This is a genomic window from Alkalibacillus sp. S2W, assembly GCF_046764385.1.
In the GTDB taxonomy this organism is placed as follows: domain Bacteria; phylum Bacillota; class Bacilli; order Bacillales; family Alkalibacillaceae; genus Alkalibacillus; species Alkalibacillus almallahensis.
Genome location: NZ_CP177234.1, coordinates 1,973,439 through 1,986,877, shown reverse-complemented (window position 1 = coordinate 1,986,877; position 13,439 = coordinate 1,973,439). Strand labels below are relative to the sequence as shown.

Sequence of the window (13,439 nt, the reverse complement as noted above, 5' to 3'; positions counted from 1 at the left end):
ATTTAAACAATCGATTAAAAAGATTAATAAAAAGTTGTTGACTTCCGGTTTTCAACTTGGTATATTAGTCATTGTCGCTTCCGAACGCGACACACATCGAACCTTGAAAACTAAACAAAATAGCCTGTCGTCAATTCGTTTTTCTTCTTATTTGTTAATAGGAAGAAAGCGGAGACGAAATTAAGAAACAATAAGCCAAATCAAACACTTTAATTGGAGAGTTTGATCCTGGCTCAGGACGAACGCTGGCGGCGTGCCTAATACATGCAAGTCGAGCGCGGGAAGCGAGCTGAAGCCCTTCGGGGTGGACGCTCGTGGAACGAGCGGCGGACGGGTGAGTAACACGTGGGCAACCTACCTGTGAGACGGGGATAACTCCGGGAAACCGGGGCTAATACCGGATAACGCATCGAACCGCATGGTTCGATGATCAAAGATGGCTTCTAGCTATCACTCACAGATGGGCCCGCGGCGCATTAGTTAGTTGGTGAGGTAACGGCTCACCAAGGCGACGATGCGTAGCCGACCTGAGAGGGTGATCGGCCACACTGGGACTGAGACACGGCCCAGACTCCTACGGGAGGCAGCAGTAGGGAATCATCCGCAATGGACGCAAGTCTGACGGTGCAACGCCGCGTGAGCGATGAAGGTCTTCGGATCGTAAAGCTCTGTTGTGAGGGAAGAACAAGTGCCGTTCGAATAGGGCGGCACCTTGACGGTACCTCACCAGAAAGCCCCGGCTAACTACGTGCCAGCAGCCGCGGTAATACGTAGGGGGCAAGCGTTGTCCGGAATTATTGGGCGTAAAGCGCGCGCAGGCGGTTCCTTAAGTCTGATGTGAAAGGCCACAGCTCAACTGTGGAGGGCCATTGGAAACTGGGGAACTTGAGGACAGAAGAGGAGAGCGGAATTCCACGTGTAGCGGTGAAATGCGTAGATATGTGGAGGAACACCAGTGGCGAAGGCGGCTCTCTGGTCTGTAACTGACGCTGAGGCGCGAAAGCATGGGTAGCGAACAGGATTAGATACCCTGGTAGTCCATGCCGTAAACGTTGAGTGCTAGGTGTTAGGGGGTCCAACCCTTAGTGCTGCAGTTAACGCAATAAGCACTCCGCCTGGGGAGTACGGCCGCAAGGCTGAAACTCAAAGGAATTGACGGGGGCCTGCACAAGCGGTGGAGCATGTGGTTTAATTCGACGCAACGCGAAGAACCTTACCAGGTCTTGACATCTTCGGACAGCCCAAGAGATTGGGTCTTCCCTTCGGGGACCGAATGACAGGTGGTGCATGGTTGTCGTCAGCTCGTGTCGTGAGATGTTGGGTTAAGTCCCGTAACGAGCGCAACCCCTGATCTTAGTTGCCAGCATTCAGTTGGGCACTCTAGGATGACTGCCGGTGACAAACCGGAGGAAGGCGGGGATGACGTCAAATCATCATGCCCCTTATGACCTGGGCTACACACGTGCTACAATGGATGGTACAAAGGGAAGCCAAACCGCGAGGTCGAGCTAATCCCATAAAGCCATTCTCAGTTCGGATTGTAGGCTGCAACTCGCCTGCATGAAGCCGGAATCGCTAGTAATCGCGGATCAGAATGCCGCGGTGAATACGTTCCCAGGCCTTGTACACACCGCCCGTCACACCACGAGAGTTGGCAACACCCGAAGTCGGTGGGGTAACCTTCACGGAGCCAGCCGCCGAAGGTGGGGCCAATGATTGGGGTGAAGTCGTAACAAGGTAGCCGTATCGGAAGGTGCGGCTGGATCACCTCCTTTCTAAGGAATATAGGAGGCGACAGTGCTATTTTGTTTAGTTTTGAAGGATCGATGATCCTTTGAAAAGTACCTTGAAAACTAGATAAGATGAGATACCAAAGCATCGAAAGCAAGTAAAGACACAAGCGTCTTTTCACGCATAACTTGATGGTTCGCCATGAAGTTAAGAGTTAGTTAAGTGAACAAGGGCGCACGGTGGATGCCTTGGCACTAGGAGTCGAAGAAGGACGGGACAAACACCGATATGCCTCGGCGAGCAGTAAGTAAGCGTCGACCCGGGGATGTCCGAATGGGGAAACCCACGACCCGTAATGGGGTCGTATCCATGGCTGAATACATAGGTCATGGAAGACAACTCAGGGAACTGAAACATCTCAGTACCTGAAGGAAGAGAAAGCAACTGCGATTTCCTGAGTAGCGGCGAGCGAAACGGAAACAGCCCAAACCAAGGCGCATGCGTCTTGGGGTTGTAGGACACGCCAAATGGAGTGATCAAGATACACGGTAGATGAAGCAACCTGGAACGGTTCGCCAGAGACGGTAAAAGCCCGGTAATCGAAACGGTGTATCCTCCGGCGTGGATCCTGAGTACGACGGAACACGTGTTATTCCGTCGGAATCCGGGAGGACCATCTCCCAAGGCTAAATACTCCCTAGTGACCGATAGTGAACCAGTACCGTGAGGGAAAGGTGAAAAGCACCCCGGAAGGGGAGTGAAATAGAACCTGAAACCGTGTGCCTACAAGTAGTCGAAGCCCGTTAATGGGTGACGGCGTGCCTTTTGTAGAATGAACCGGCGAGTTACGAGGACGAGCAAGGTTAAAGAGCAGATCTGGAGCCGCAGCGAAAGCGAGTCTGAACAGGGCGCATCAGTTCGTCATCGTAGACCCGAAACTGTGTGATCTACCCATGTCCAGGGTGAAGGTCAGGTAACACTGACTGGAGGCCCGAACCCACGTATGTTGAAAAATGCGGGGATGAGGTGTGGGTAGCGGTGAAATGCCAATCGAACACAGAGATAGCTGGTTCTCTCCGAAATAGCTTTAGGGCTAGCCTCAACGTAGCGAGTCTTGGAGGTAGAGCACTGATTGGACTAGGGGCCCCTATCGGGTTACCGAATTCAGTCAAACTCCGAATGCCAATGACTTACCGTTGGGAGTCAGACTATGGGTGATAAGGTTCATAGTCGAAAGGGAAACAGCCCAGACCGCCAGCTAAGGTCCCTAAGTATGTGTTAAGTGGGAAAGGATGTGACGTTGCTCAGACAACCAGGATGTTAGCTTAGAAGCAGCTATCATTTAAAGAGTGCGTAATAGCTCACTGGTCGAGTGACGTTGCGCCGAAAATTCACCGGGGCTAAACACATCACCGAAGCTGCGGATTGTCCGTAGGACAATGGTAGGAGAGCGTTCTAAGGGCTTAGAAGTCAGACCGTGAGGACTGGTGGAGCGCTTAGAAGTGAGAATGCCGGTATGAGTAGCGAAAAAGAAGTGAGAATCTTCTTCACCGTAAGCCTAAGGTTTCCTGAGGAAGGCTCGTCCGCTCAGGGTAAGTCGGGACCTAAGCCGAGGCCGAAAGGCGTAGGCGATGGCCAACAGGTTGAAATTCCTGTACCACCTCCTTTCCGTTCGAACGACGGGGAGACGCAGGAGGATAAGGGAAGCGTGCCACCGGATGTGCACGCCCAAGCAGAGAGTGTGATGGATAGGCAAATCCGTCCATCGGACGCATGATCTGTGATGGGGAGGGAACATAAGTACCGAAGTCCCGGATTTCACACTGCCTAGAAAAGCCTCTAGTGAGGAAAGAGGTGCCCGTACCGCAAACCGACACAGGTAGGCGAGGAGAGTATCCTAAGGTGATCGGGAGAACTCTCGTTAAGGAACTCGGCAAAATGACCCCGTAACCTCGGGAGAAGGGGTGCTCATCTAGGCTACGGCCTAGGGAGCCGCAGTGAAAAGGCCCAAGCGACTGTTTATCAAAAACACAGGTCTCTGCGAAGCCGTAAGGCGAAGTATAGGGGCTGACACCTGCCCGGTGCTGGAAGGTTAAGGGGATGCGTTCGTCCTTCGGGACAAAGCGTTGAACCGAAGCCCCAGTAAACGGCGGCCGTAACTATAACGGTCCTAAGGTAGCGAAATTCCTTGTCGGGTAAGTTCCGACCCGCACGAAAGGTGCAACGACTTGGGCACTGTCTCAACGAGAGACCCGGTGAAATTATACTATGCGTGAAAATGCGCATTACCCGCGACAAGACGGAAAGACCCCGTGGAGCTTTACTGTAGCCTGATATTGAATGTTGGTACAGCTTGTACAGGATAGGTGGGAGCCTAAGATGCCGGAGCGCAAGCTTCGGCGGAGGCGCCGGTGGGATACCACCCTGGCTGTACGGACATTCTAACCCCGAGCCGTGATCCGGTTCGGAGACAGTGTCAGGTGGGCAGTTTGACTGGGGCGGTCGCCTCCCAAAGAGTAACGGAGGCGCCCAAAGGTTCCCTCAGAATGGTTGGAAATCATTCGCAGAGTGTAAAGGCAGAAGGGAGCTTGACTGCGAGACTTACAAGTCGAGCAGGGACGAAAGTCGGGCTTAGTGATCCGGCGGTTCCGCATGGAAGGGCCGTCGCTCAACGGATAAAAGCTACCCCGGGGATAACAGGCTTATCTCCCCCAAGAGTCCACATCGACGGGGAGGTTTGGCACCTCGATGTCGGCTCATCGCATCCTGGGGCTGTAGTCGGTCCCAAGGGTTGGGCTGTTCGCCCATTAAAGCGGTACGCGAGCTGGGTTCAGAACGTCGTGAGACAGTTCGGTCCCTATCTGTCGTGGGCGTTGGAAATTTGAGAGGAGCTGTCCTTAGTACGAGAGGACCGGGATGGACACACCGCTGGTGTACCAGTTGTTCCACCAGGAGCACTGCTGGGTAGCTACGTGTGGTCGGGATAAGTGCTGAAAGCATCTAAGCATGAAGCCCCCCTCAAGATGAGATTTCCCATTGCCTCGAGCAAGTAAGATCCCTCAGAGACGATGAGGTTGATAGGTCCGAGGTGGAAGCGTGGTGACACGTGGAGCTGACGGATACTAATCGATCGAGGACTTAACTAACGGTTAAGACGCCTGGTCGACGTTGCACGGTATCATCTTATCTAGTTTTGAGGGTACTTGTACCCTTTTTAAGAGGAATTAAATTTCATTTTAACCTTGAAATTTTCTTCGAAGGTGAATATAATTAAACATGTCGCCATGAAGTTGGTACATAATTATTTGTCCGGTGATTATGGCAGAGAGGTCACACCTGTTCCCATGCCGAACACAGCAGTTAAGCTCTCTAGCGCCGATGGTAGTTGGGGTTCTTCCCCTGCGAGAGTAGGACGTCGCCGGGCAACTTAAAAGAACATCGTAGTATTACGATGTTCTTTTTGTATATAAAGGTATTGAATTGTAATTAGTAATGAGTAGAGTGAGTGATTACATATGGTGAAAGAAAAGAGGCTCAATAGGATAGGTATTATATGTATCATATCTTGTGCAGTGTTGTGGGTGCCTAATATATTTTTTCAAGTTGCTAGTCCTTGGTGGTTACTCACTTTTGTAATAGCCCCTATTGGTATTTTATTTTCAGGATTAGCTAAAAATAAATGGTTAGTTATTTTAAACACGCTCATGCTGTTGAGTTTTTTTATTCTTATGTTCATTGGTTATTTGTTGAACTCATTAATTTAAGATCTACATTGAGTAAGGTCGATATTTTCTTGAAGGGTGGTTCTATTAAAATCGGTCATGGTTAGATAAAGTGTCTGACACCATAGAAGTGAAGTCTCGATAAGTGTGTTGACTATTAGAAGAAGTTTATTACAGAATTTAGAAACATATGATACACTAAGATTAACTCAATTTGCTGTATAAACTCTGATCCTTATTCAATTAAAGGAGAAGTATAGTTTAAAACGGGAAAGGGTGGATAGTGTGTCTAAACTTGTGAAAATAATGTTGTCTTGGATTATATTATTTCCAATATTGACGACTAGTCTTTTAATAGTCATAGATTATTTCAAGGGTATACCCATTGAATTAACCTCATACTCCCCCTATTTATTAGGGTTTGCAGTGGGTGGAATGTTTAGTGGACTTCTTATGTATTACATACAAGGATTAAATGAACAATAGTATATCTCATGTTAAAGAAACATTTCGTTTACAGAATAAAACATGATGACTAATCATAACTTCCGCATTTTTGGAAGTTATGATTTTTTTACTTTATATCATCAGTAAACTTTAATATAGCATAAAGGATCGTAGATTAATTGTTAATATGTGTGTAAGGTCTTAGAATATAAGTCAGGTTGTTCTAAATAAACTAAATGTGAAGCAAACGGGATAATTGAAGTGTGAACATCATCTTTTTGTTTAGGATATAACCAAGCGCCGCGAGTTTCCCTTTCGTTTCCCTCACCAACGAGATATAAAATAGGCTGATTAATCTCTTTTACATTCTTTATGCAAAATCATTTTAACAGCTCCCTAAATAATCTAAACGTCGATTATCATTTGTATCGGACAATGATCACTACCGTATATGTGGTCATCGACTTGAAAATGTTTTAATAGGTCAACAATGGAGTCAGATATGAGAAAATAATCGATTCTCCAGCCAATATTACGTTCTCTCACGGTTTTCATATAAGACCACCAGGTAAATAGATCATCGCGCTCTGGATAGTAATGTCTTAATACATCGGTAAACCCATTATGAAGTAAGCGTGTCATCTTGCTACGTTCTTCGTCTGTAAAACCAGAGTTCCCAATATTTGATCGGTCATTTTTCACATCTAGTGGTTGATGAGCGACATTTAAATCACCACAAATAATTACGGGTTTTATCTCATTAAGTTGTTGGACATAATGCAAGAAAGCATCTTCCCATTCAAGCCGTTCTGATAAACGCTCTAATGATCGTTTAGAGTTCGGTGTATAGACATTGATTAAATAAACGTTTTCAAATTCTAATCCTAGAACACGCCCTTCCGAATCGGCTGCTGGATGAAAATCACCATTAAATGAGCGAATGGGTGTGTGTTTAGTGAAAATGGCTGTGCCCGAGTACCCTTTACGTTCTGCATAGTTCCAATAACATTCGTAATCATCTAGTGGTAATTCAATTTGTCCTGATTGTAATTTGATTTCTTGTACAGCAACGATGTCTGGAACCTCAGATTCGATATAATCTAAGAATCCTTTTCTGACAGCAGCTCTTAAGCCGTTGACATTCCATGATATGATTTTCATTTGTATTTCTCCTCTATTTCTCTTCTAATGCACGATAGGCTGCGTTCATTCCTGCGACTTGTCCAGTTGAAAAGGCAGCTGTAATATTAAATCCACCTGTGTAACCATGAATGTCTAATATTTCACCGCAGAAGAATAGGCGATCCATGATCTTAGAAGCCATTTGATTAGGAATAATTTCTTTTAGTGAAACGCCACCACCAGTAATAAACGCCTTTTCGATTGATAAGGTTCCGTTCACTTTAAAATTAAAATGTTTCATGAAGTGTGCTAATTCCAAAACCTTTTTCTTCTCAAGATGGTGATAGGTTGTGTATTCGTCTAGATCAATCTGTTCTAACACATAGGCGAGAACACGTTCTTGTAAAAAAGGCTTCCATACATGTTTAATTGATTTATTTGGCGAACTTTCTGATGCCTCCATCAGTTGTTTAACAAGTTGATCCTCATGTACATCAGGAAAACAATCAATCGAAACCGTGATTTCGTTTACGTTATGGCGCTTTAAGGCTTTAACGACATATTGGCTTAATCTAAGGGCTGCTGGGCCTGATATACCTTCATGGGTGAATAGAACATCCCATCGATGTGTTTTGATTGGTTTTCCGTTTGGTTTTAAGGCTGTAATGGCGACATCTCGTAATGAAATACCTTGTAATGTTTTTGCTTTAATAAAAGGCGCATTTGATGTCATAGGCACTTCAGTTGGATATAATTCAGTAATGGTATGGCCAGCTTTTTTCGCCCATGCATAGCCTTGTCCTTCACTTCCTGTATGAGGGACCGACTTGCCTCCGACAGCAATGACAACAGATGTCGTTTCTACTTTTTCCCCATTATCTAAAATGATGGTATGACTCGACTCGCCATAATGAACAGCATCAACTTTCGTTTGCAAACGGCTATCAATATTGTAGACATCGATTCGTTCTACAAGTTTGTTAACTACGGTCATGGCTTTATCATTAACTGGAAACATTCGCCCTTTATCTTCTTCTTTCAATTCAACGCCTAATGATTCGAAATAGTCGATGATCGAATAGTTATTAAAATGGCTAAAAGCACTGTATAGGAATTTCCCGTTACCAGGGATATGTTCAATTAATTCTTTATCAGGTAAGACGTTCGTGACATTACAGCGACCTCCGCCACTAATGGCTAACTTTCGACCAAGTTTTTTACCTTTTTCAATTAGTAAGGTGCTAGCACCATTTTGCCCAGCTGTGATCGCTGCCATTAATCCAGATGGCCCACCACCGATTACGACGACATCATATTTCAACAGATTTCATACCCTTCTACTCATTAATTTGTTTACACTTTATGATAAAATAATAACATGAATCAGACTAATTATTGCAGGTGAAAATATGTCCCAATCAAATATATTAAAAGGCACCATGATGTTGACGGGCGCCAATTACTTATCGAAAATACTCGGATTATTGTATGTCATTCCGTTCTTTGCTTTAGTTGGCGAATCTGGCGGAGCCTTATATTCATACGCCTATAATCCTTATCAGATCTTTTTAACGATTTCATCACTCGGCGTCCCTATGGCGATGTCGAAATTTGTTGCTAAATATAATGCCTTAGAAGATTATCGAACAAAGCAAGCCGTGTTTAAATCGGGTTTATGGTTTATGGCGGTAACAGGTGTTGTCACGTTCTTAGTAATGTTCTTTACTGCTGACTGGCTTGCACAATTGTTCGTCCCCGAAAGCGGAGACTTTTCAAACTCAACAGACGATGTTGCTTTTGTGATTAAAATGGTAAGTATCGCCTTGATCGTCGTCGCACCCATGAGTTTAGTGCGTGGTTATTTCCAAGGCCATGCATCAATGGGACCTAGTGCGATCTCAATGGTAGTCGAACAAATTGTTCGGATTGGCTTTTTATTAGCGGCTGCGTTTGTTGTATTAAAGGTTTTTGACGGTACGATTACGTTAGCTGTTGGACTAGCTGCATTTGCTGCGTTTATTGGAGCGATTGCTTCGAGTGCAATCTTAATCTATATTTACCGTAAACGTCGTCCAGAAATTCTCCGTGAAGTTGAACAAACGAACGTGTCAGAATCACCAGATAAACGTGATTTATATCAGGAATTATTGTCTTATGCTGGTCCATTCATTTTAGTCGGAATCGCAACGCCATTATATCAAATGGTTGATCAACTGACGTTCAACCGTGCGATGGCCAATATCGGTCTGGCTGATGTATCTGAATCGATGTTATCAGTCATTATTGTTTACGGTCATAAGTTAGTTATTATTCCAGTCACGCTTTCGATTGGGTTAGCCATGGCTTTATTGCCATCGATTACTGAGGCATTTACGAAAGGTGATGCGACTACTTATCGTCGGTACATCAGTCAGGCCTTATTGATCGTCATGCTATTTATTTTTCCAGCAGCAATCGGGCTTTCTATTTTAGCTGATGAGGCATACGGTACGCTCTATGCCATTGATGAAGCGAATAAATATGCTGGTTCCATCTTAGCCTTTTATGCCCCTGTGTCGTTATTCTTTGCACTATTTACAGTCAGTGCTTCGATGTTACAAGGTGTGAATCGTCAAAACTTCACGTTATTAAGTTTAGCAGTCGGTTTAATTATTAAAATAGCCTTGAATGTTCCAATGATTACGATGTTTGAAGCAGAGGGAGCTGTTATGGCGACAGGTTTAGGCGTGTTAACAGCCGGCTTACTAAATTTAACCGTTTTATACCGCACGACGCATTTTGAATTAAAGCCTTTATTCAAAAAGTCATTATTGATCGTGATCTTAACAGCAATCATGGCCTTGGTTGTGATCATCACACGTTATCTTGTTGGACTACCCTTTTCAGGTGACATTTCAAAACTTCAAGTGATTGTCCAACTGTTCACATCCGTCATCATTGGTGGTTATGTCTATCTATGGTTAGCATATAAAACAACGTTACTAGAACGATTAATGGGTGACCGTGTTCATCGTTTGAAGAAAATCTTTATTTAGGAGATTATAATTATGCGTTTAGATAAATTATTAGCAAATGAAGGATTTGGGACGCGAAAAGACGTCAAAAAGATCATTAAAAAAGGCAGTGTCACGATTGATGAGCAAGTAGTCAAAGACGTATCGTACCATGTCGATCCAATGCAATCTGACGTTATTGTCGATGGGATTGAGATAGACTATAGAGAATTTGTTTACCTTATGTTGAACAAACCTCAAGGCGTTATATCGGCAACAGAAGATGATCGTCATGAATGTGTAACAGATTTATTAGATTTAGAATACGATAAATTCAATTTGTTCCCGGTAGGGCGCTTAGATAAGGACACTGAAGGTTTATTACTCTTAACAAATGATGGTCAATTAGCACATCGATTAACATCGCCGAAGCATAAAGTGAATAAGTTATATGAAGCCGTCATTGATCAGTCGATTACAGATGAAGATATTCAAGCATTTCGTGAAGGCATTGAATTAGAAGACGGCTATGTGACAAAACCAGCTGAATTAACTGTTCAATATAATTTAGAAGAAGAAGCAGAAGTTCTTATCAAGATTACAGAAGGTAAATTTCATCAAATTAAGCGAATGTTTGAAGCAAGAGGTAAGCAAGTTCAGTTTTTAAAGCGATTGCAGATGGGATCTCTAAAACTCGATGAATCACTTGAATTAGGTGAAGCTCGAGAATTAACCGACGAAGAACTTAATCAATTATTGAATTAATAAGGATGATTTAATGAGTCACTATTTTATCGGAATTAAAGTACCTCACGAAATTGGTCAAAAGTTAGTTCAAACTCAACAGGAACTTAAACAACATGTCAGTTATAAAAACTGGGTTCATCAAGATGATTTTCATGTCACGCTTAAGTTTCTTGGTCACGTCGATAAAACATTAATTCCGACATTAAAAGAAGATCTTAGGCAGATTGAGTTGTCTAATCCGATTGATCTTAAAATCAACAAGACAAGCTACTTTGGAAAACCAACACAACCTCGCGTGCTATTTGCTGAAGTGGACTTTAATCAGGCTTTAGAATCGTTAAAAAACGAAGTCGAATATGTCATGATGCAATACGGATTTCCAAAAGAGAACAGACCATTTAAACCACATATTACTTTGGCTAAAAAGTGGCAGGACAATACTGTCGAATGTGACTCAAATTTATTAGAGCATACGTTCAATTCATCTTTAAGCTTTCGAGCTAATACGTTTCAAATGTTTCAAATTTATCCATCAGATGAGCCTAAATATCAAGTGATAGACCAATTTTAATTTGTAGAGATAGGTGACGTATAATGGCACAGTTAATCAAATTACAAGACTATGTATCTCGATATGAACAAGATATATTTCGCTATCCTGGTCAGTTTATCCGATTAAAAAAAGAAAACTACGATGGAATCAAACAACAGTGGCTTGAACAGAAAGAACAAGATCAAATAAGTCCTGTTGTTGAAGAAGAGGAAGTCGATAAGAAGAAAGGTTTTTTTAAGAAATGGTTTAAAAGAGAAGAAGATGATGACCAGTTTGAGACTGTTGATCAATCCATTTCACAATTACCTGATGAAGAAGACGATTTAAAACGAGATTTCTTAGATCGCATTTTTCAATTTCAATTAAAATGGGCCTCAAGCACATTACAAGAGGTATCTTTTCTTGATCGTCTATACGAATCAGATGATCAATTAAAATACTTTCTTATGCGTTTTCCGGATACATTTTTATTATTCTATCATCCTATTTTTAAATTGAACAAAGCCTTGTTGGAAGGTGACATTATCATGGTTACGCCTACATCAATTCAATGTATTTATTGGTTGGATACTGATAATGAAAGTGCGGTCTACGAAGCGGTGGACCAACGGAAATGGAAGAAGAGAATCAATGGAGAAGAAAAGTCTGTTGTTAACCCTAACATCGCATTAAAGCGAATGGAGGGAGCAATACGCAGTATTTTAAACCATCATGAGATCGATTATACGATTGAAAAAATTGTGTTATCACAAAATGGTGTTATTCAATACAACCATTCACCTTATCAAACACATTATATTGATGAGTCAACGTATGATACATGGTTTCAAAATCAACGCACCACTTCAACACCCTTAAAACACCAACAACTAAAAGTCTCTGGCGCTTTATTAGAGCATACGCAAACAACATCGATTAATCGACCAGAATGGGAAGATGTTGAAGAGGATTTCTAAGCCAATTCGTGAATGATATTAGCAGATGGTTTGCTATAGTAAAAGCTCCTTTATAGTCTGAGCTTAAAGATTGATGATTACTAATTGTTGGTAAGCGTTGGTCTTTTGATGGGCAAAGATCAATCCGTCTTTAGGTTATGGTCAAATGTTACGACAAAATGATATAGCATTAAAAATCCCGCTCCACTTCGTTTGTGATAAGGAGGATTATAATGTATCAATGGATCGTTAACCCAATAGCTGGTCATCATCAAGGAAGCCAAGTGGTGCAGCAATTTTTGGATGATAGACCAGACCTAAAGGACCAGTGTTTTATTAATTATACGAAATACGAGGGACATGCGCGACGATTAGCATCTGTAATTTCAAGTCAAAATACCGAAATATTAATCGTTGTTGGTGGGGATGGGACATTACAAGAAGTGCTCAACCGTTTTATAGACATTCAAAATGTACCAATTGCTTTCATCCCTACTGGAACAGGTAATGACTTCGCCCGAGGTATAGGAATTACTAAGCGCCCTTTGGCTCAATTAAACAAAGTGTTTTCGAATAGTGATCGTATTAAAATGAAGCTCGGTGTGATGGAAACGGAATGTGACATAATTCGATTTACAACAAGTGCAGGGGTTGGATTAGATGCTGATGTCGCATCCGTTATAAATGAGCAAAGATTCAGCAAAGGTCGTCTAGCTCGCATTAAATATACATCTATTTATCTAAGAACGTTGTTAAAACAAATTATTTTTGGAAAAACTAAAAATTTGTCTTTAAATGTAGATGGTAGTTGTATTAGAATGAATAATACATGGCTCGTAACGATTAGTATACTTCCTTACTTCGGTGGAGGACTAAAAATCGCGCCAGAAGCGGACTGGTCAAAGAATGATTTAATAATCACAACAGTTGAACCCATCAATCGTTGGTTATTGTTAGGGTTGCTTTCCACATTATTCTTTGCAAAGCATACGCGATTAAAGTCTGTCCATACATACCACGCAAGTGCTGTCACTTTAGATAGTGAAGCTTTATTAACCTATCAAGTAGATGGCTCAACAGGACGGGCAAAATGGATTGAAATTGGTAGAGAAATACATTTCACAACATTTCTACGTTAGTTCTACCAATAATCCTCTTGAAAACTTCCTTTCTATTAAGTTATTCTATT

General features: G+C 42.7%; 7 protein-coding genes and 3 rRNA genes. 8 read left to right on the top strand and 2 right to left on the bottom strand.

The window, feature by feature from the left end; genetic code table 11:
* The first annotated feature begins 210 nt into the window (after window positions 1-210).
* From ACKXGF_RS10610 to rrf, 3 genes are all read left to right on the top strand, one after another.
* Window positions 211-1,775 (top strand): 16S ribosomal RNA (locus ACKXGF_RS10610).
* A gap of 172 nt (window positions 1,776-1,947) precedes the next feature.
* Window positions 1,948-4,877 (top strand): 23S ribosomal RNA (locus ACKXGF_RS10605).
* Window positions 4,878-5,039: 162 nt separating this feature from the next.
* A 5S ribosomal RNA gene (gene rrf / locus ACKXGF_RS10600) occupies window positions 5,040-5,155 on the top strand.
* Together the 16S, 23S and 5S rRNA genes form the textbook arrangement of a ribosomal RNA operon.
* Window positions 5,156-6,305: 1,150 nt before the next feature.
* Here rrf and ACKXGF_RS10595 read toward each other — a convergent pair.
* Window positions 6,306-7,061 carry an exodeoxyribonuclease III gene (locus ACKXGF_RS10595; RefSeq protein WP_411953694.1) on the bottom strand — a complete coding sequence of 252 codons (756 nt, stop codon included), beginning with the start codon at window positions 7,059-7,061 and terminating at the stop codon, window positions 6,306-6,308.
* A 13-nt stretch (window positions 7,062-7,074) separates the two neighbouring features.
* Complete coding sequence (locus tag ACKXGF_RS10590; RefSeq protein WP_411953693.1) at window positions 7,075-8,343, bottom strand: NAD(P)/FAD-dependent oxidoreductase; 1,269 nt, start codon at window positions 8,341-8,343, stop codon at window positions 7,075-7,077.
* Between the two features lie 88 nt (window positions 8,344-8,431).
* Here ACKXGF_RS10590 and ACKXGF_RS10585 point away from each other — a divergent pair, with 88 nt between their 5' ends.
* The 5 genes from ACKXGF_RS10585 (at window position 8,432) to ACKXGF_RS10565 (ending at window position 13,389) form a co-directional block, all read left to right on the top strand.
* Window positions 8,432-10,057 (top strand): oligosaccharide flippase family protein, encoded by a 1,626-nt coding sequence (locus ACKXGF_RS10585; RefSeq protein WP_411953692.1) that lies wholly within the window; start codon window positions 8,432-8,434, stop codon window positions 10,055-10,057.
* 12 nt (window positions 10,058-10,069) lie between these two features.
* On the top strand, window positions 10,070-10,780 hold the full coding sequence (locus ACKXGF_RS10580; protein WP_411953691.1) for a pseudouridine synthase: 711 nt from the start codon (window positions 10,070-10,072) through the stop codon (window positions 10,778-10,780).
* A gap of 13 nt (window positions 10,781-10,793) precedes the next feature.
* Window positions 10,794-11,333, top strand: coding sequence for an RNA 2',3'-cyclic phosphodiesterase (gene thpR, locus ACKXGF_RS10575; RefSeq protein ID WP_411953690.1), 540 nt, complete (start codon window positions 10,794-10,796; stop codon window positions 11,331-11,333).
* A 23-nt stretch (window positions 11,334-11,356) separates the two neighbouring features.
* Window positions 11,357-12,271 carry an NERD domain-containing protein gene (locus ACKXGF_RS10570; protein ID WP_411953689.1) on the top strand — a complete coding sequence of 305 codons (915 nt, stop codon included), beginning with the start codon at window positions 11,357-11,359 and terminating at the stop codon, window positions 12,269-12,271.
* Window positions 12,272-12,483: 212 nt separating this feature from the next.
* Entirely contained in the window at window positions 12,484-13,389 is a 906-nt protein-coding gene (locus ACKXGF_RS10565; protein ID WP_411953688.1) for a diacylglycerol/lipid kinase family protein, read from the top strand.
* Window positions 13,390-13,439 lie beyond the last annotated feature (50 nt).